The organism is Corynebacterium sp. Marseille-Q2823, from assembly GCF_903645345.1.
Lineage (GTDB): Bacteria > Actinomycetota > Actinomycetes > Mycobacteriales > Mycobacteriaceae > Corynebacterium > Corynebacterium hiratae.
In genome coordinates this window covers 222424-241703 of the sequence record NZ_CAHJXS010000003.1, presented here as the reverse complement: position 1 = coordinate 241703, position 19280 = coordinate 222424, and the positions used below count along the sequence as shown (strand labels likewise).

Here is a 19280-nt window from a genome sequence, read left to right as displayed (position 1 = left end):
GGGGGAGAGCCCCCCTCCCGCCAGTATAATCGGATACATTGCTTTACTAGGCGCTAGTTTCCACAGTAAGACCAAGTGATGGTGCTGACGTCGTTGTCGCCGCAGTGATTCTGGCTGAAGGTGCTCTCCTTCCGTTCCTCACTCTTCATTGCAAGGTCGGTTTCGTCGACCATGGCCTGCAGTGTACGGATGTTCATGTCGCCTCCTTTCCTGAGCTAGGTTGTATCGGTCAGACTATTTATGCCAAGACTGCCGGTCAATGAATGAGGATCAGTGTTTACAAAGAATTAACCGGGAATTAATCGTGGGCATTTGAGACTTATTCCGCTTTGCAGGCAGGCATCGCAAGAAGTTGCGACTCGACCGCCACTTGACTTCGTATCGAACGGTTCCCGGACTGCGACGACCGGAGGTCACAGACTTGAAAGGGTGACGTGTCCTCCGGTTTTCGTCGTGTGGGTAGTTGATGGGAGCTGTCCTCTGGTTGGGGACTTGTAGACGGTAATCTTTCGATCACTACCTGGCTTTGTGCTGACAGAGCCCCACTTGGGGTTGGAGTGGTCTAGGAATTCGGTCCAGTTCATTTGAGAACTAGCCCAAGTAAACAGGCTGAGCATCGCACGTGGACTAGCAGTCTACTTCTGTGATGGGCCCGACCCCCGGAAAGTGGACACGTCGGGGGTTAGCTATGCTGCTTTGGTCAGTGTAGCTGATGTGAGTGCTTCGAAGGTATCGGGGGCTACAAGATTGCACCAGGAGTGTCGCCGGCGTGTGTTGTAGCGCATGCACCACCGGAAGACTTCCTGGCGGCAGGCGATCGGATTGTCAAAGACTTTCCGATCACGCAGGACTTCACGCTTTAAGGTGGCGTTAAAAGATTCTGCCAGGGCGTTATCCGCACTCGTTCCTACCGCTCCCATGGACTGGCGCACACCCAACGACGAGCAATAGCTTCTAAAGGTTTGTGAGGTGTAAACACTGCCGTGATCGGAATGGAATACAGCCCCGTCAAGACTGCCACGCACACCGTGGGCGTGGGCTAGAGCATCGACGACCAGTGAGACGCGCATGTGGTCTGCGAGCGCATAACCTGCAAGTTTCCGCGAGTAAGTGTCAATAACTGTGGCCAAATACATGTTCTTGCCGCCCTTACAGGGCAGGTAGGTAATGTCGCCGACATAAACGCGGTTTGGCTCGTTGGCTGTGAATTTGCGGCCTACTAAGTCCGGCATGACGCGGTGGCCAGGCTTGCGCCTGGTAGTGACGCATCGGCGGCGCTTGGTAAAGCCTTTAAGTCCCATGGATTTCATGATGCGCGCAACCTTCTTGTGGTTTATCGGGCCAAAGCGCGTATCGGCTTTAAGGCTTGCAGCGATGCGTTTTGCCCCGTAAAGCCCGTGCTCATCATCGAAGATGGTCTTGATTTGTGCGCCAATAAGAGCATCGGAACACGTCTTTAACCTGCGTTTTTCGCGGGTATTGACCCATTTATAAAACGAGGAGCGATTGAGCTTTAACACGTGGCACATCCGCTTGACCGAGTATTCGGTTCGGTGGTCATAGACAAACTGGAAGCGGATCACCAGCGTGTCTCTTCGGCAAAATATTTCGCGGCCTTGCGCAGGATGTCGCGTTCTTCGCGCAGTTTTGCGTTTTCTTTTTCTAGCTGGCGGATCCGTTCGGAATCATTCGCCGCTTGGGCTTTATCATGCACAGCTTTAATGCGCGCACGCTTTCCGGTGCCGTACTTCTTGACCCAAGAATGAAGCGAGGCACGGTTGATTCCGAGCTCTGTTGATGCTGCGTTCAGCGAGAGGTCCTCATTGTTTTCATAGAGGGCCACAGCATCGCGTTTGAACTGTTCGGAGTACCTGGACATGGTGGTAGATTACCTTTCTTTCCAACCCAACCGGGCTGGAGATCAGGTGTCCACCAAAAAGGGGTCAGGTCCGATCCACACTCGCCGTGGCAACGTCCTACCAACGAAAACACCAACGGGCTAGTCAGAGACTTCCTGCCCAAAGGAGGCGACGTTAGTACCCGACCGACAAGGACGTCCAACACATTCAAGACCTTCTCAACGGACGCCCTAGAAAAGTCCTCAACTGGTATAAACCAGAAGAGAAGATACAAGAACTATTCAAGTGATGCATCCACCACTTGAAACCGCCTCGCCTTTCAGATTGTCTTCTGCTACCTAGTGCTGGCATGGGAGCCCGGCTTCAAAGCTCTCGAAGCGGTCTCCCACAGCCTAACCACACTCACTGATTTCACGAACGAAGGAACGTCGTTTGTATTCGGTGGCTTGCTTGGGGAAGACTTCATTTTCGCCCTCAATGTTCTTCCGGTTGTCATCTTCTTGGGCGCGATCATTGCTGCGCTCTACTATCTCCGGGTTATCCAGTACTTCGTGGAGTATGTCGGTTCGGGCATTAAATGGCTTATGGGCACATCCAAGGTGGAGTCTGTCTGGGCCACGACAGTTGTTTTCCTCGGCCAGTCGGAGGCCCCTCTCGTCATCAAGCCGTACCTGCCCAAGCTCACTCGTTCGGAGCTCTACACCTGTATGGTCGGCGGCTTCGCCTCGGTCGCCGGCTCCACGCTCATTGGTTATTCCCTATTGGGCGCACCGTTGGAGTATCTTCTGGCCGCATCCTTGATGAACGCTCCAGGTTCCCTTCTTATCGCCAAGGGCCTCATGCCGGAGACCGAGGAATCTAATCTAGATGCCACGGTCAAGGACGTGCGCGATAACGATTCCAAGAACATCATCGATGCCATCAGTAGCGGTGCCATGGCCGGTGGCAAGATTGCCATTTCAGTGGCCTGCCTCCTCATTGCCTTTATCGCTATGATCGCGATGCTCTCCGCCATCCTCGGCGGCGTAGGTTCCATCTTCGGTCAAGACAATTGGGCTCTTGAAGGCCTCTTTGGTCTCCTCTTCGCTCCGGTGGCATGGCTCATCGGTGTTCCGTGGGATGACGTTATGCAGGTTGGCAACTTCATTGGCCAAAAGACAATCCTCAATGAATTCGTTGGTTACACCGCCTTTGGTGAAAGCATCGACCAGCTCAGTGATAAAGCCATCATGCTCTCTTCCTTTGCTCTGGCGGGCTTTGCCAACATCTCCTCCATCGGTATTCAAATTGGAGCGATCGGCGGCCTCGTACCGGAGCGCCGCGGCGAGATTGCGAAACTCGGGCCTAAGGCCCTGTTCGGCGGCTTCTTGACCAACATGCTCAATGCTGCCATTGTGGGCGTCATCGTCGCCCCCATGGTTCTTTAACCCGCACCAAGGAGAGCCTCTCAGCACGAGGGGCTCTTGTGTTTGTTTTCTCCTAAAGCTGAAGCAATCGGTTCGCTGTTTCTTTGTCGATGACGACATGCGTCGCCAACTTCATGCGCAGCGCGGTATCGATGGCCGCCATCTTTTGAAGCCCACCGGCCACCATGAAGCGTTGCGGAATCGCCTTTAGTTCTGAAAGTGAAATGCCGATAGTGCGCGCATCTATAGCTGGCGAAGCCACCTCCCCATCGGCCGTGTAAAAACGCGAGCATGCATCACCAACGGCCTGGCGTTCAAGCACATGGATCTCCTCTTCACTGAGGTATCCAAGGTTCATCAACAGGCTATCGCGTGAGACAGCTCCCACAGTGAAAACCGCAAGATCAGCGTGGCGCCCTGCATTCAAAATTGAAGAAATGTGTCTATCTTTCTCGACGATTTCTTTTGCTTCCGCAGAGTCGAAAATAACCGGCAGAGGCAGACTTAGGCTCCAAACGCCGCACTAATGCGCTTGAGCGTATCCATGTCATTCGTCACGCGGATAGAGTGCGAATGTCCGCCTTTGAGCTGTACAATCTCGACTCCAGCCACGCTTTTTGGCTGCATATGCCGCGCCACTGCGTGCATGGTATTCCCCCAGGAAATTCCCACGCTCATACCGTCATGGACAAGTTCATGGAGCATCTTGGCCCCGACGCGCCCCAAGCCCTCTGTAAGCGTGTCTTCATCACCACGAGGGCTAAAGACGAGACGAACATCCTCAAGCCCATAACGCTCCATTAGGCGTTGGCCTAGTTCATCGCCGTCCTCACGGGGATCATGGATTTCGACCGTGACGTATCCGCGGGTTTTGGCATGTTGCAAGAGCTTGGCAACGGTTGGCCGGGACAACCCCATCTCAGCGGCCACCTCGCTTTGGCTCAGTCCTCCGCGATAGTAAAGCTTGGCCACCTGCAGTGATTGTTCGTCACGTAGCTCCATGGTCGATTCCTCTCATCCACTCTGGTTTGAGCCGCAAAAATGGCCGAGCGACGCTTTCCAGCACCACCCAGCCATAAATCTACAGCCGGTTTAAGCGGACTCCTTCGCCTCATCCGAGTACACGAACTCCGGCTCGCCACCGTCAGTCACGCAGTCCTTCGTGATGTGGACGCTGGCGATGTCCTCGCGGTCTGGGAGGTCATACATGATGGGCACGAGCAGCTCCTCCATGATGGCGCGCAGGCCGCGGGCACCGGTCTTGCGCTCGAGCGCGAGCTCAGCGATCGCTTCCAGCGCTGCGTCTTCGAAGTGCAGCTCCGCACCATCCATGCTGAACAGGCGCTGGTATTGCTTGACCAGAGAGTTCTTCGGCTCCACGAGCACCTTAACTAGCGATTCGCGGTCCAGGTTATCCACCGTGGCAACCACCGGCAGGCGGCCGATGAACTCAGGGATGAGGCCGAATTTCACCAGGTCCTCCGGGCGCACCTGTGAGAAGAAGTCGACTGATTCCTTCTCATCCTTAGTTTCCAGCTTGGCGCCAAAGCCCACGCCCTTCTTGCCCACGCGCTCCGAAATCACCTTGTCCAAGCCCGCAAAAGCACCGGCCACGATGAAGAGGATGTTCGTCGTATCCAGCTGGATGAATTCCTGGTTCGGGTGCTTGCGCCCACCCTGCGGTGGGATAGCTGCCACGGTTCCCTCAAGAATCTTCAGCAGGGCCTGCTGCACGCCCTCGCCGGACACATCGCGGGTAATCGATGGATTCTCCGACTTGCGGGAGATCTTGTCCACCTCGTCGACGTAGATGATACCGTGCTGTGCGCGCTCCACATCAAAGTCCGCTGCCTGCAGCAGCTTGAGCAGGATGTTCTCCACATCCTCGCCCACATAACCGGCCTCGGTCAGGCTCGTGGCATCCGCAATGGCGAAGGGGACGTCCAACAAACGCGCCAAGGTCTGCGCCAGGTAGGTCTTACCGGAGCCCGTCGGGCCCAGCATCAGGATGTTGGACTTAGAAATCTCAACTTCTTCATCCTGCGCCTTCTTCCGGCGGCCCTCCAGGCCCGCGGCCTCCTCAGCCTTGATGCGCTTGTAGTGGTTGTACACAGCCACCGACAACACGCGCTTGGCCTGGTCCTGGCCAATGACGTACTTATCCAGAAAAGCCGAAATCTCCGAAGGACGCGGAAGGCGCATCTCCTTCTCTTCGTCCGCCTCGACCTGAGCCGCGCCGAGCTCCTCCTCGATGATTTCGTTGCAAAGCTCGATGCACTCGTCACAGATGTAGACGCCGCCGCCGGCGATAAGCTTCTTCACCTGCTTCTGGCTCTTTCCACAGAAGGAACACTTGAGCAGGTCAGCGCTTTCTTGCATACGTGCCATGAAGGCCTTTCAACTCTTTTCTCTGGGGTTATGGTGGGGCGATTTTACCGCAGTTTGTTCCACTCTAGTAAACCACTCAGACTCGAGCGCTATTCCTCACTCAGCGGCGCGCCCTTGAATTTAAAACGGCAGTTAGTGGACATAGACAGAGCGGTTCACTAACTTACATCGAAACCGCTCTATCAGCAGAAAGATTTTCATGGACATCCGCGAACTCATCGACCGCTCCCCCATGGGCGCACGCCAATGGCTCATCATCGCCATTGCCCTCTTCCTCAATGCCCTCGACGGCTACGACATGGTGGCCATGGCCTTCGGCGCCGGCACCGTCAGCGAAGAGTTCGCGCTGTCCGATTCTTCCCTTGGCTGGCTCCTGTCCTCCGCTCTCATCGGTATCGGCCTTGGCTCGCTCTTTCTCGCCCCGTTGGCTGACCGCCTTGGGCGCACCACCCTCATTACGGTCTCGCTCGTCATTGACCTCGTCGGCCTCGTGCTCACCGCCCTCGCGCCTACATTTAGCCTGCTGTTGCTGTGCCGCCTCATCACCGGCATCGGAGTCGGCGGCGTGCTTGTCTGCGTCACCGTCCTCGTCAGCGAGTATTCCAACCTGCGCTTCCGCGGCCTGGCCGTCGCCATCTACGCCTCCGGCTATGGCCTCGGTGCCTCCTTCTGCGGCGTTGTCGCCTCTTCCTTCGATAGCTGGCAGCCCATCTTCTGGGTCGGGGCAGCACTCACCGTTGTCGCCCTTATCCTCACTGTTGCCTTCGTCCCCGAGTCCGCCGACTTCCTCGCCGCGCGCGGCCGCATGGATTCTGTCCGTACCATCGCTGCCAAACTCGGCCTCACGGGAGAGGTCAGCGTCCGCCCCCGCACCGCCCACAAGGCCTCCTACAAGGACCTCGTCTCGCCGCAATTCCTGCGCACCTCCATCAAGCTGTGGCTGGCCTTTAGCTTCATCATGTTTGCTTACAACTTCACCTCGCAGTGGACCCCGAAGTTGCTCACCGCCGAGGGACTTACCGCGCAACAGGGCATCATCGGGGGCATCATGCTCTCCTTCGGCGGTGCCATCGGCGCCATTCTCTTCGGCCTATTTACCACGCGCATCGACGCCCGTCCCTTGCTCATCGTCTTCTGTCTTATCTCCTCCGTCGTCCTTATCGGCTTCATTAACTCCACCACCGTGCCTTCCCTCATGTTTGCCCTCGGCGTTGGCGTAGGCCTTACCCTCAACGCCTGCATCTCCGGCCTCTACACCGTCACCCCGGAGGCTTACCCTTCGGCGCTGCGCACCACCGGCACGGGCGCTGCCATCGGCATCGCTCGCGTGGGCGCTACCCTCGCCCCCATCCTGGCGGGCTACCTCCTCGAAAGCGGCTGGACCCCCACCGGCCTGTACACCCTTGCTGGTGTCACCGCAGTACTTGCAGCAGTCTCCCTCATCGGTGTGCGCGCCTACACGGCAACCACCAAGCAGACAGCACCCCAGCCTGTGGCGGCCTAGGCTGGAGGGCGCACACAGACCCAACCGCTGAGGAGCACCACATGTTTGATCTTCAGGACCACGTCGCCATCGTCACCGGCGCCGCCGCCGGAATCGGCCGCGGTATCGTCAGCGCTCTGCGCGAAGCCGGCGCGACCGTCGTCATCGCTGACCTCAACCTCGAGGCCGCCCAGAAGGCCGCCGAAGAACTCGGGGCGGACGCCCTGCTTGTCGACGTCACCTCGCGCGACTCCGTCCGCAACCTTTACAGGGACGTCGTCAAGCGCTATGGCCGCATCGACATCGTCTGTTCCAACGCCGGTGTCTTCCCCAACTGCCCGCTCGAGGACATGACCGACGAGCAGTGGGATGCCATGTTCGCCATCAACACGCACGGCACGTTCACCGTGGTGCAGGAAGCACTGCCCTATATGAAGAAAGCGGGCTACGGGCGCATCGTCATCACGACGTCTATCACCGGCTCGCACACCGGTTACCCAGGCTGGGCGCACTACGGCGCTTCGAAGGCCGCACAACAAGGCTTCATGCGCTCCGCGGCACTGGAAGTTGCCCGTGATGGCATCACCATCAACGGTGTTCTGCCAGGCAACATCCTCACCGAGGGTTTGGAGGGCCAAGGCCAGGAGTACCTCGACCAAATGGCACGCTCCGTCCCCATGCACCGCTTAGGTTCCCCGCGCGATATCGGCAACGCCGCGGCCTTCCTCGCCTCCCGCGAGGCAGGCTACATAACGGGACAGACCCTCATCATTGACGGCGGCCAGATCCTGCCTGAGTCCCCGGAGGCTATCCTGCCTCCCTACGAGAGCTAAGAGCCTTATAACGACGTCAAGCCCCGCTACCGGAAACATCCGAAAGCGGGGCTGAATTCGTCTATTCAGCTATGCGTTGAGCTTGCGGTAATCAAAGACGGTATCGATAAGACCGTATTCGACGGCTTCCTGCGCGGTGAGGATCTTGTCGCGGTCGGTATCGATGCGCACCTGCTCCGCAGTGCGGCCGGTGTGCTCAGCCAGGGTCTCCTCCATGAGGCGGCGCATGCGCTCGATCTCGTTGGCCTCGATCTCAAGGTCCGACACCTGGCCCTGCGTGCCCTGCGTACGCGGCTGGTGAATCAGCACACGAGAGTTCGGCAGAGCGGCGCGCTTGCCCGGAGCACCGGCGGCCAACAGAACGGCCGCTGCGGATGCCGCCTGGCCCAGGCACACGGTCTGCACGTCAGGACGCACGTAGCGCATGGTGTCGTAGATGGCCATCAACGCGGTAAACGAGCCACCCGGGGAGTTGATGTACATCGTGATATCGCGATCCGGGTCCTGGGACTCCAGGACCAGCAGCTGCGCCATGATGTCGTTGGCGGAGGTGTCATCGACCTGGGTGCCTAGGAAGATAATGCGCTCTTCAAAGAGCTTGGAATACGGGTTGGTGGTCTTCGATCCCTGTGCGTTCTGCTCAATGAACTCCGGCAGAACGTAGCGGGAAGAAGGCATTTGAAGGTTAGACATAGTAATAAAGCTCCTTGTTCCCTAGTTGGTGATAGGACCGTTGACGGACTCGATGACGTGGTCGACGATGCCGTATTCCTTGGCCTGCTGGGCGGTGAACCAGCGGTCGCGGTCCGAATCCTTGGTGATTTGCTCGAAGGTCTGGCCGGTGTGCTCAGCGATGAGCTCAGCCATCTCACGCTTAGTCTGCGCAAACTGCTCGGCCTGGATGGCGATGTCGGCGGCAGTACCACCCACACCAGCGGAAGGCTGGTGCATCATGATGCGGGCGTGCGGCAGCGCGTAGCGCTTGCCCTTGGTGCCACCAGACAGGAGGAACTGGCCCATCGAAGCAGCCAGGCCCATGCCATAGGTAGCCACGTCGCACGGAGAGTACTTCATCGTGTCGTAGATGGCCATGCCCGCGGTGACGGAGCCACCCGGCGAATTGATATAAAGCGAAATATCGCGCGTTGGGTCCTCTGCGGACAGCAGGAGGATCTGGGCGCACAGTTTGTTGGCAATCTCATCATCCACCTGGGTTCCCAGGAAGATAATGCGCTCGCGCAGCAGGCGCTCATACACGCTATCGCTCAGATTCATACCCGTAGACGACGAGTTCATTGAAATCTTCTCAGACATTAATGGTTCTCCTTCAAGTGAAGAATGCTTTAACTGGCCCCACCTTACCGGCATTCCTCTCAAACTTGGCCTCTGTTCGCTATGAGCGTTGGGGCACAGCGCCAAAGGCGCATACGGAAGCTGGGTTAACATTTACTCATGTCTGTTTCTGAGCTGTCCACCAGTACCCAGAACTATTTGAAAGCGATCTGGGGGCTAAAGGAATGGTCATCCGAGCCCGTTACCGCCACACTTATAGCGAAACAGTTGGGACTCAAGCTCTCCTCGGTTTCCGATGCAGTGCGCAAAATGTCGAAGCAAGGGCTCGTGTCACACACGCCCTATGGCTCTGTGGAGTTAACCGAACTTGGCAGGCAGTACGCATTGGTCATGGTGCGCCGCCACCGATTGCTTGAGTCTTTTTTGGTTCAAGCATTGGACTACACGTGGGACGAAGTCCATAATGAAGCCGAAAATCTCGAACACGCGGTGTCTGACATGCTCATAGAACGTGTAGATAAGTTCCTTGATTACCCCACTAGGGATCCGCACGGCGATCCTATCCCTACGGTTGATGGACAGATCACAATCCCCAGTGCGCACCGTCTCACCGACAGCGGTGGACAATCGCAGGTGACTGTGGAACGCATTTCTGATTCTGACCCACAACTGCTGAAGTTCCTTGAAGAGTGCGGCATTGTCACTGGGGCTGTTCTTAGCACGCGCGAGGGAGCACCCTTTTCAGACTCTCTCGAAATACAGGTGGCCGGCAGCTCTCAGTGGGTAGTACTTGGACGCCCAGCTACCGACGCAGTGTTTGTAGCACACCACAGCCTTTAGGTCTCCCCCCACTTGCATTAATCCAGCTCTCACCTGCCGTTTTAAAAACTACGTCTTACCGTAGTTGCAACTACGCCATCGCGTAGTTAGTCTTTTCGAATATCACCTATCCCACTTATGGCTAAGGCCAGGATGAGCAGGATTGCTATGTCAGACTCACCAGATTTGGTGTATTTTTCTAGCGTTTCAGAAAACACAAAAAGATTCGTCGAACGCTTAGATAGACCCGCGGTGCGCATTCCGCTGCGCCCCAAGAAAACCGGGATGATCCAGGTTTCACACCCGTACGTACTCATCGTTCCCACCTACGGCGGAGGCTCGCTCAAACGCGCAGTCCCCAAACAGGTCATCGACTTCCTCAATGACCCAATCAACCGCTCCTTTATCCGGGGCGTTATTACCTCAGGGAATACCAACTTCGGAAGTGCTTACTGCGTCGCCGGACGCATCATTTCCGCCAAGTGCCACGTACCGGAGCTGTATCACTTCGAGCTTCTCGGCACTCAGAAGGACATTGCCGCCGTAAAGCAGGGCCTTCAAAAGTTTTGGGAGCAGCAAAAGCAGCTAACGATGACACCCCATTAATCCCCCACAAGATGAAGAACACATCCGCATCACACAGATTGGACAACACAATGTGGCCTCTCGATGCCACCCCCACACAACCTCATGGCACTACGCCCCGCACCGTTTCAGCAGACAATGCCGGCGGTGTCGGCAAGCGCAAAAGCTACCACGCACTCAACGCGCAGCTGAACTTGTTCGACGCTTCTGGAAAAATCCAGTTTGACAAGGACATTCAGGCAGCACAAGACTATGTCACACACCATGTCGCTCCCCGCATGCAACAGTTCGATTCCACCAAGCAACGCTTGGAATGGTTGGTTGATAACGAGTACTACGAGCGGGATTTCCTTGAGCTTTATGATGACGCCTTTCTGTGCGCCATGTACGACAGAGCACACCAAGCTAAACACCAGTTCCGCACCTTCCTCGGCGCATTTAAGTTCTTTACTTCATATGCACTGAAAACCTTTGATGGCTCCCGATTCCTAGAAGGCTACGAAGAACGTGTCGCCACCACAGCTTTATACCTTGCGCAGGGCGACGAAGAGCTCGCAGAAAAGCTGGTGGATGACATCATGACCGGACGCTTCCAGCCCGCCACCCCTACTTTTCTCAACGCAGGAAAAGCCCAGCGCGGCGAAATGGTCTCCTGCTTCCTCCTGCGAATCGAAGACAATTTGGAGAGCATTGGCCGCAGCGTGAACTCTGCACTGCAACTATCAAAGCGCGGTGGTGGAGTGGCCTTGTTGCTGAGCAATCTGCGCGAATCCGGAGCCCCGATCAAAAAGATTGAGAACCAGGCTTCCGGCGTAGTCCCAGTCATGAAGATTCTCGAAGATAGCTTCAGCTATGCCAACCAATTGGGCGCCCGGCAGGGCGCTGGAGCCGTCTACCTGCATGCGCACCATCCAGATATTCTTCGCTTCCTGGATACCAAGCGGGAAAATGCCGATGAGAAAGTCCGCATCAAGACTCTTTCGCTGGGGGTTGTTATTCCAGATATAACCTTCAGGCTGGCCAAAGAGAACAAGGATATGCATCTTTTTAGCCCGTATGACATCGCTCGCGAGTACGGCGTAGCCATGTCTGACATGTCCATCACCGAGTACTACGACGAGTTGGTTGCCAACCCGCGAATTTCTCACACGACCATTAAGGCCCGCGAGTTTTTCACCACGCTGGCTGAGCTTCAGTTTGAATCCGGATACCCCTACATCCTCTTTGAGGATACGGTCAACCGCGCTAATCCCCTCAAAGGACATATCAATATGTCCAACCTGTGTAGTGAAATCCTCCAGGTCAACACGCCATCGACCTACGGAGCTTCGGGTGACTACACCACCGTCGGCCAGGATATTTCCTGCAATCTAGGTTCCCTCAACATAGCGAAGGCTTTTGAATCGCCGGACTTCGGGGAGACCGTCGAAACCGCAGTGCGTGCCCTCACGAAGGTTTCAGACCTGACGAACATCGAAGCTGTTCCTTCCATCGCTCACGGAAATGCTTCCATGCATGCCATTGGTCTGGGCCAAATGAATCTCCACGGATTCCTTGCTTCACAGCGTATTCCTTATGGCTGCGCCGAGGCACTGGACTTTACAAATATCTATTTCCTCACGGTGACCTACCATGCGCTCCGCGCATCCCATGCACTCGCGGTTGAAAAAGGTCAACGATTCACGGGCTTCGAAGAATCCACCTATGCCACTGGCGCCTACTTTGACAAATACATCGACCAAGACTGGGCGCCAGCCACCGAAACCGTAAAACAGCTCTTCCACGAAGCAGGCGTGCAGATTCCTCAACGCGAGGATTGGCTACGGCTCAAGAATCAAGTGATGCAAGACGGCATCTACAACGCCTACTTGCAGGCAGTTCCACCCACTGGATCAATTTCCTACATCAATGACTCCACCGCGTCCATCCACCCGATTGCCTCCAAAATTGAAATACGCAAGGAAGGCCGCTTGGGGCGCGTGTACTACCCCGCGCCGGAAATGACCAACGACAACCTGGAGTATTTCGATGACTCCTACGCCGTGGGATACAAAAAAATCATCGACACCTACGCCATGGCCACCCAACACGTGGACCAAGGGCTTTCCCTGACCTTGTTCTTTACCGCTGATACCACCACGCGGGACATCAACAAGGCACAAATCTATGCCTGGAAAGCCGGAATCAAGACCCTCTACTACATCCGTTTACGCCAATCCGCGCTCCAAGGAACCGAGGTCGAAGGCTGCGTCTCCTGTGCTTTGTAGGAGCACGGTCCTCCCCTTGTCTACAACCATTCACTCAGAAAGAAGGAAGCTATGTCTTCAACATCGAACAGTGCTGAACTAACCAGCATTTCAGTTACCCCGCCGAGCTACCGGCATGATCCTTCAGCCCGCATCCGCGCCATCAATTGGAACCGGGTGAGCGATGACAAGGATCTTGAAGTGTGGAACCGTCTCACCGCCAATTTTTGGTTGCCAGAGAAGGTCCCGCTTTCTAATGATCTCCCGGCGTGGCAGAAGATGACACCCGAGGAACGCAACCTCACCATGCGGGTGTTCACGGGACTCACCACCCTGGATACTGTCCAGGCCACTGTGGGAGAAATCTGTCAGATTCAAGATGCCCGCACCGAACACGAGGAGGCCGTGTATACCAACATCGCCTTCATGCAGTCAGTCCATGCCCGTTCTTACTCTTCAGTGTTTTCTACCCTGAGCAGTACAAAGGAAATTGATGAAGCATACCGCTGGGCGGTGAATAACGACCTTCTCCAGGCACGCGCCAAGAAAGTGCTCGCGCACTATTTTGGGCCGGATCCACTCAAACGCAAGGTGTCATCGACGCTGCTTTCCTCGCTGCTTCTCTACGCGGGTTTCTATCTTCCCTTGCACTTTTCTGTCCACGCCACCCTGACAAATACGGCAGACATGATTCGCCTCATTCTGCGTGACAAGGCAGTGCACGGCTACTACTCGGGTTACAAATATCAGCGCGGTCTGGAATCCACGACCCCGCTACGGCAGAAGGAGATGCATGATTTCACCATTTCTTTGCTCGAAGAGCTTTATGCACTAGAGCTGGACTATTCCGGCGAGCTATATGAGCCTTTGGGACTCATGGATGATGTAGCCGTGTTCGTTCGCTATAACGCCAATAAGGCGCTCATGAATTTGGGCTACCCGGATTATTTCCCGCCCGAAGAAACGGAAGTGAACCCAGAAATCCTCGCCGCCCTAGCCCCCGGAGCAGATGAGAACCATGACTTCTTCTCTGGATCTGGTTCCTCCTATGTCATTGGTACTGCTGAAGAAACGAGTGATGATGACTGGGATTTCTAAACCTTTTCCGCGACCGGACCAAGGAAGCTGGCTTGAGACCATCGCGCTGTTTGAAGCCATCCGCGAAGGAAACCAACCCGCAGCCATGCGGCTGTTGAATACATCCGCCGCACGAGAGGCCGTCCTCGGGGGGCTTCTAGGGCTCATCGAACTGTACTTCCGCCATGAAGAAGGAGACAAAGTAGATGGCTTCCTCACTGCCGCCCACGCTGCCGGCCCACCACCGGCCTTTGGCTGCAAGCCTTTTCTCCCTTGACCACGTCTCCCTACACCCAACTAAGAAAGAAGGTTTACCATGACCACCCCACGTATCAGCGTTATCGTCGGCAGCCTGCGCCGAGAGTCATTTGCACGCAAGATTGCACACGAGGTGCTCACGATGATCCCTGAAGACTACGAGGCAAACATTGTGGAAATCCGTGACTTGCCGCTCTATGACTTCGACTACGATGACCCCGCCGTCACGGACAAGCCCACTCCGGCTGAGTACACCAGCTTTCGCGAGACCATCAAGAACTCGAGCGGGATCCTCTTCATTACGCCAGAGAACAACCGCACTATCCCTGCCTGCCTCAAAAACGCAGTGGACATCGGCTCTAAACCCAACTCAGATGTGGCGTGGAAGAACCTTCCCGCAGGTATCATTAGCCACTCTGTAGGCCGCATGGGCGGCTACAGTTCACAGAAGAACCTTCGCCTCGCCCTGTCCTACTTTGATATGCCGCTCCCTGGTCAGCCCGAAGTATTTCTGGGCCAATCCCCCACCCTTTTCGAAGAGTCCGGACATCTCAATCAACGCACCGCAGACTTTGTCAAGGATTACGTTATGCGCTTCCTGCAGTTGACCGACGACGCCTTTAGAGCCACGAACGGCTAGCGGTATCCCTAGCCAACACCCATCACGCCCTCTACGAAGTACTCAAAGACTCCTAGAGGGCGTTCACAATGACACAAACCCCGGATTCAGGCTCATCCTTGAGTTACCTGAATCCGGGGTTTCATGCGCGCTCGCCACCACACATGTGGCAGCAGCGCGTTACAAGCGGGAGACTACTTCTCCTCGGAAGCTTCAGCAGCGTCCTCTTCTTCGATCTCACCGAAGTACTGGTCAACGTCAACCTTGTTGCCCTCTTCATCGCTGACCTCGGCACGGCAGATAGCCATAGCCAGGGCCTTGCCGCGGCGCACGTCGGAGAAGAGGTTGCCCAGCTGGTTGCTGGACTGCAGCTGCTGGATGAACTGGTTCGGGTCCATGCCGTAAGACTGCGCGGTGAACAGGATGTGGTCAGTCAGCTCCTGCTGGGACACCTCCGGCTCCTCAATCTCAGCCAGGGCGTCGAGGAAGAGCTGGGTGCGGACGGACTCCTCAGCAGACTTGCGAGCATCAGCGTCGAACTCCTCGCGGGTCGTGCCTTGTGCCTCAAGCAGCTGGGCCAGAGCCTTCTCGTCGTGAGCCAGCTGACCCATGACCTGGTGCAGCTGAGCGTGAACCTGCTCATCAACGATGGAGGACGGCAGCTCGAAGGAAACCTCTGCCAGAGCGGCCTTCAGGACCTCATCGCGGATGGCGGCAGCCTGCTCGGACTTCTTGGACTCTTCGACGCGGGTCTTAGTGTCCTCACGCAGCTCGTCGATGGTGTCAAACTCGGAGGCCATCTGTGCGAACTCGTCGTCGAGATCCGGCAGCTTGCGCTCCTTGGTCTGCTGGACGTGGACCTTCACGGTGGCCTCGTCGCCCTCGTGCTCACCGGACTGGATGGTGGTGGTGAACTCGTTGTCCTCATCGGTCTTCATGCCGCGCAGTGCGGTATCGAGACCCTTAATCAGGTTGTCGTCACCGATGCGGTAGGTCATACCCTCGTGGGAAGCCTCATCGAGCTTGGTGCCATCAACCTCAGTGGTGATGTCGATGATGGCGTAGTCACCGGTCTTCATCTTGCGCTTGGTGTCCTTGAGCTCACCGAAGCGGGAAGCCAGATCCTCAAGCGCCTTGTCGACGTCCTCTTCGGAGGTCTCCAGCGCCGGCACCTTAACGGAGATCTTGGAGAAGTCCGGTACCTCAAACTCGGGGCGGATATCTACCTCAGCGGTGAACTCGACAAAATCGTTGTCCTCCAGCTTGGCAATGTCGATCTCCGGCTGACCAATGACCTTGAGATCGTTTTCGGTAACAGCCTGCTCGTAGCGGGACGGCAACATGTCATTGACTACCTGCTCGAGGATGGGGCCACGACCAAAGCGGGCGTCGATAAGCTGGCGCGGAGCCTTGCCCTTACGGAAGCCCGGGATGGAAACCTGCTGCGCGATCGCCGCGTAGGCCTGATCGATTTCCTTGTCCAGCTCAGCGAACGGAACGTTGACGGTGAGCTTGACGCGGGTATCGCTCAGCTTGTCTACGGTGGTCTTCACGAGAAACTCTCCTGATTGTGATCGTTCAAAGATGAAATTAAGGGGCCTGGATGAGTGTCCAGGCCCCCATACGTCGGGGCGACAGGATTTGAACCTGCGACCCCCTGCTCCCAAAGCAGGTGCGCTACCAAGCTGCGCCACGCCCCGTATGGAAAGCCTCTGCGCCCGGAAGTTCCGCACGCAGCTGCGCTTCATACTGGGGCTAGTGTACCGATAGCCGCTTGACTATCCCAACACCGGCCCCAATTAAACTTTGTTTCCGCATGTCAGAGGCGACTTTAGCTTTAGAAGTCGAAGTCGAAATCAAACATTCCACCATCGCCTCCGTCGCCACCAAAGAGGCCATCGAAGAAGCCGCCTTCCTCACCTCCCCCAGCCTCACCGGCACCCATGTCTCCGGCTCCATCCATGGCGCCGCCGTCCATGCCGTCGGCGCCGCCCATGTCTCCGCCCCAGTCGCCGCTTTCAGCCGCCGCCGCGGAGTAGCCGACGCCGGACATACCCGCGAACATCGCATTGAACATCATGGAGTAGCCCACCATCCACACGCCGGTGGTCAGCGCATCGGCCCACCACGGGCGGGAGTACCAGCCGGCCGGGACCGGGCGTCCAGCCACGACACCACCCGGGTAGTAGTTGGGGGTTTCTGCAGATGCGCTTGGCGACGCCGTCAGCGTCTCCCCGTTGGCCTCCACCGTACGGGTCTCCGTCACCTTGCCGGCCTGGCGCTGACCTTCCAGCGGCGGCAGCTCAGGACCCGGGTCCATGCCCATAATCTCGCGGGCGGCCGCAACATAGTAAAGACCCTCCAGCGCAGATTCGCGCGCTAGGTGCGCTTGCTTGACCGTCGTGGCCTGGGAAATCGCGGAGTTAGCGGCGGTAAAACGCTCGGACGCATCCGCCATGGCCTGCTGGGAGGCGGTGTCCGTTCCGCTTAAGTTCATGACCTGGCCACCAAGGCGCTCGGTCCAGCGGCGCGCATCCGCCATCGCGTCCTCAAAACGCTGGGATTCACGCAGCTCTTGCTGCTTCTTCCCGTTGCGCGAGGACAGGAACCATGCGCCGCCACCGACGACGAGGATAAGGAGCAATAACGAGCTCACGAAAGCACCACTTTCATCTCAGAGTTGAATTGCGTGTTGAACTATGTGTTGTTTTGCTTGTACACCTACTCAAAGTAACGCGCTTTACCCCGCTTAAGTTCCCATTTTCCTTTCAGCGACCACGTGCGCTAAAGTAATCGGCACGCCGATTCAACGGCTTTCAAAGTCAAGGCCTTGAAAGTTGAAGATTGCCGGTTGTGGGAATGTCGTATAGTGGCTAATACCTCAGCCTTCCAAGCTGAAGACGCGGGTTCGATTCCCGTCATTCCCTCCAAGAAAAGCTGCACTGAGTACCTCTTTTAGGTAGCCGGTGCAGCTTTAGTCGTTTTCGCACCCGCTGGGGATGACCGCTCGGATTGCCGCCGCATCATGCCTGGCCATGCATCTTTTCTGTCAGAATGCGCCGCCCCTACGTAGAGTGGGCCGCATGACTGTACCCATTATTGAACTCAACGACGGCAACACCATCCCCCAGCTCGGCTACGGTGTCTTCAAGGTAGAACCCGACAAGACCGAGGAACTGGTCCTCGAAGCCCTCAAGGTGGGCTACCGCCACATCGACACCGCTGCCATCTACGGCAACGAGGAAGGTGTGGGCCGCGCGATTGCCAAGTCCGGCATCCCCCGCGAGGAGCTGTTCATCACCACGAAGCTGTGGAACGACCGCCAGACTGATGCGGCCGCAGCTCTCGACGAGTCTTTGGAGAAGCTAGGTCTCGATTACGTGGACCTCTACCTCATCCACTGGCCCTGCCCAGATAACGGCCACTACGTCGAGGCATGGAAGCAGCTCATTGAACTAAAGAAGGCCGGCAAGGCCAAGTCCATCGGTGTTTCCAACTTCGAACTCGAGCACCTGGACCAGCTAGAAACCCAGACTGATGAGACCCCCGTGGTCAACCAGGTGGAGCTGCACCCCTACCTACAGCGCTGGCGTGAGCTCGATGCCTTCCGCGCCCACCAGGTGCACATCGAAGCCTGGGGCCCACTAGGCCAGGGTAAGACGGACCTTTTCGAGCAGCCGGAAATCACCGAGCCTGCCGAAAAGTATGGCGTCTCCCCCGCCCAGGTGATCATCCGCTGGCACCTGCAAAATGGCGTCATCGTGTTCCCGAAGTCCGAAAACCCGGAGCGCATCGCGCAGAACTTCGATGTATTCGGCTTCGAACTCGATGAATCCGAGATGGCTGCGATTACTGATCTTGACCTCGGGGAAGAGGGCCGCGGCGGCACTCACCCCAAGGACATGAACTAGGCCTCCGGAAGCTCCGGCGGAATGTTGGTGCGCTCGTACTCAGCAAGAATGTCGATGCGGCGCTGGTGGCGCTCAGCACGGGACCATTCCTGATCCAGGAAGGCATCCACGATCGCGAGTGCCTCCTCCTCGGAGTGCATGCGGCCACCGATACCGATGAGCTGGGCGTTGTTGTGCTCGCGGGCCAGGCGTGCGGTCTCCGGGGACCACGCCAGGGCGCAGCGCGCGCCCTTCACCTTATTCGCGGCGATCTGCTCGCCGTTGCCGGAACCGCCCAGTACGATGCCGAGCGAGCCCGGATCGTTGACGGTTCGCAGCGCGGCCTCAATGCAAAATGCCGGGTAGTCATCCTCGGCGTCGTACTCGTGGGCACCGCAGTCAATGACGTCGTGGCCCTGCTTCTTCAGGTGCTCGGCGATGATGTTTTTCATCTCGAACCCTGCGTGGTCTGCTCCTAAATAAACGCGCATGGCCCACATCCTACCGGCCTGTGGGCCATCCCA

The 19280-nt window shown here is 57.0% G+C and carries 17 protein-coding genes, 2 tRNA genes and 2 pseudogenes; 11 read left to right on the top strand and 10 right to left on the bottom strand.

Annotated elements, in window-relative coordinates; genetic code table 11:
• Positions 1–53: 53 nt before the first annotated feature.
• Together HWX44_RS04995 and HWX44_RS04990 are read right to left on the bottom strand one after the other, a co-directional pair.
• On the bottom strand, positions 54–197 hold the full coding sequence (locus HWX44_RS04995) for a hypothetical protein (protein ID WP_158010520.1): 144 nt from the start codon (positions 195–197) through the stop codon (positions 54–56).
• A gap of 489 nt (positions 198–686) precedes the next feature.
• Positions 687–1879, bottom strand: a protein-coding gene (locus HWX44_RS04990) for an IS3 family transposase (protein WP_175973435.1) whose coding sequence is annotated in 2 segments (ribosomal slippage) — positions 687–1600 and positions 1600–1879 — 1194 coding nt in all. Because the reading frame shifts where the segments join, the coding sequence is not laid out codon by codon here.
• A 294-nt stretch (positions 1880–2173) separates the two neighbouring features.
• On the opposite strand from HWX44_RS04990, the pseudogene HWX44_RS04985 reads away from it, so the two are divergent.
• Positions 2174–3286: pseudogene (locus HWX44_RS04985) on the top strand (NupC/NupG family nucleoside CNT transporter); the annotation flags it as partial.
• Positions 3287–3338: 52 nt separating this feature from the next.
• Here the strand turns inward: HWX44_RS04985 and HWX44_RS04980 are convergent.
• Together HWX44_RS04980 and clpX are read right to left on the bottom strand one after the other, a co-directional pair.
• Positions 3339–4267, bottom strand: a pseudogene (locus HWX44_RS04980) (sugar-binding transcriptional regulator).
• 90 nt (positions 4268–4357) lie between these two features.
• Positions 4358–5653, bottom strand: coding sequence for an ATP-dependent Clp protease ATP-binding subunit ClpX (gene clpX / locus HWX44_RS04975; RefSeq protein WP_175973433.1), 1296 nt, complete (start codon positions 5651–5653; stop codon positions 4358–4360).
• Between the two features lie 199 nt (positions 5654–5852).
• Here clpX and HWX44_RS04970 point away from each other — a divergent pair, with 199 nt between their 5' ends.
• Positions 5853–7157: an MFS transporter gene (locus HWX44_RS04970; protein WP_070680867.1), complete on the top strand. Its 1305-nt coding sequence runs from the start codon at positions 5853–5855 to the stop codon at positions 7155–7157.
• 41 nt (positions 7158–7198) lie between these two features.
• Entirely contained in the window at positions 7199–7969 is a 771-nt protein-coding gene (fabG, locus tag HWX44_RS04965; RefSeq protein WP_070680864.1) for a 3-oxoacyl-ACP reductase FabG, read from the top strand.
• A gap of 69 nt (positions 7970–8038) precedes the next feature.
• On the opposite strand, the gene HWX44_RS04960 is transcribed toward fabG, so the two are convergent.
• Together HWX44_RS04960 and HWX44_RS04955 are read right to left on the bottom strand one after the other, a co-directional pair.
• Positions 8039–8662, bottom strand: coding sequence for an ATP-dependent Clp protease proteolytic subunit (locus tag HWX44_RS04960; protein ID WP_070447792.1), 624 nt, complete (start codon positions 8660–8662; stop codon positions 8039–8041).
• 21 nt (positions 8663–8683) lie between these two features.
• A complete protein-coding gene (locus HWX44_RS04955; RefSeq protein ID WP_010190917.1) occupies positions 8684–9283 on the bottom strand; it encodes an ATP-dependent Clp protease proteolytic subunit in 600 nt (199 codons plus the stop codon).
• Between the two features lie 138 nt (positions 9284–9421).
• Between HWX44_RS04955 and HWX44_RS13455 the strand changes: the two genes are divergently transcribed.
• From HWX44_RS13455 to HWX44_RS04925, 6 genes are all read left to right on the top strand, one after another.
• Positions 9422–10102, top strand: a complete 681-nt coding sequence (locus HWX44_RS13455) for a metal-dependent transcriptional regulator (RefSeq protein ID WP_175973431.1) — start codon at positions 9422–9424, stop codon at positions 10100–10102.
• Positions 10103–10249: 147 nt separating this feature from the next.
• On the top strand, positions 10250–10687 hold the full coding sequence (nrdI, locus tag HWX44_RS04945; RefSeq protein ID WP_012715214.1) for a class Ib ribonucleoside-diphosphate reductase assembly flavoprotein NrdI: 438 nt from the start codon (positions 10250–10252) through the stop codon (positions 10685–10687).
• 50 nt (positions 10688–10737) lie between these two features.
• Complete coding sequence (nrdE, locus tag HWX44_RS04940; RefSeq protein ID WP_175973601.1) at positions 10738–12933, top strand: class 1b ribonucleoside-diphosphate reductase subunit alpha; 2196 nt, start codon at positions 10738–10740, stop codon at positions 12931–12933.
• Between the two features lie 51 nt (positions 12934–12984).
• Complete coding sequence (nrdF, locus tag HWX44_RS04935) at positions 12985–14010, top strand: class 1b ribonucleoside-diphosphate reductase subunit beta (RefSeq protein WP_023020918.1); 1026 nt, start codon at positions 12985–12987, stop codon at positions 14008–14010.
• Entirely contained in the window at positions 13961–14266 is a 306-nt protein-coding gene (locus HWX44_RS04930) for a hypothetical protein (RefSeq protein WP_023020917.1), read from the top strand. The genes nrdF and HWX44_RS04930 overlap by 50 nt, the downstream gene beginning before the upstream one ends.
• Before the next feature lie 39 nt (positions 14267–14305).
• Positions 14306–14887: an NADPH-dependent FMN reductase gene (locus HWX44_RS04925; RefSeq protein WP_175973429.1), complete on the top strand. Its 582-nt coding sequence runs from the start codon at positions 14306–14308 to the stop codon at positions 14885–14887.
• Between the two features lie 173 nt (positions 14888–15060).
• Here the strand turns inward: HWX44_RS04925 and tig are convergent, their stop codons facing one another.
• From tig to HWX44_RS04910, 3 genes are all read right to left on the bottom strand, one after another.
• On the bottom strand, positions 15061–16419 hold the full coding sequence (gene tig, locus HWX44_RS04920) for a trigger factor (RefSeq protein WP_175973427.1): 1359 nt from the start codon (positions 16417–16419) through the stop codon (positions 15061–15063).
• Positions 16420–16492: 73 nt separating this feature from the next.
• Positions 16493–16566, bottom strand: a tRNA-Pro gene (locus tag HWX44_RS04915).
• Positions 16567–16703: 137 nt separating this feature from the next.
• Entirely contained in the window at positions 16704–17522 is an 819-nt protein-coding gene (locus HWX44_RS04910; protein WP_175973424.1) for a DUF1542 domain-containing protein, read from the bottom strand.
• Between the two features lie 199 nt (positions 17523–17721).
• Here HWX44_RS04910 and HWX44_RS04905 point away from each other — a divergent pair.
• Positions 17722–17796 (top strand) — tRNA-Gly (locus HWX44_RS04905).
• A 153-nt stretch (positions 17797–17949) separates the two neighbouring features.
• Positions 17950–18777, top strand: coding sequence for an aldo/keto reductase (locus tag HWX44_RS04900; RefSeq protein ID WP_070680848.1), 828 nt, complete (start codon positions 17950–17952; stop codon positions 18775–18777).
• On the opposite strand, the gene HWX44_RS04895 is transcribed toward HWX44_RS04900, so the two are convergent.
• Positions 18774–19247: a ribose-5-phosphate isomerase gene (locus HWX44_RS04895; RefSeq protein WP_046647313.1), complete on the bottom strand. Its 474-nt coding sequence runs from the start codon at positions 19245–19247 to the stop codon at positions 18774–18776. The genes HWX44_RS04900 and HWX44_RS04895 overlap by 4 nt on opposite strands.
• Between the last annotated feature and the right edge of the window lie 33 nt (positions 19248–19280).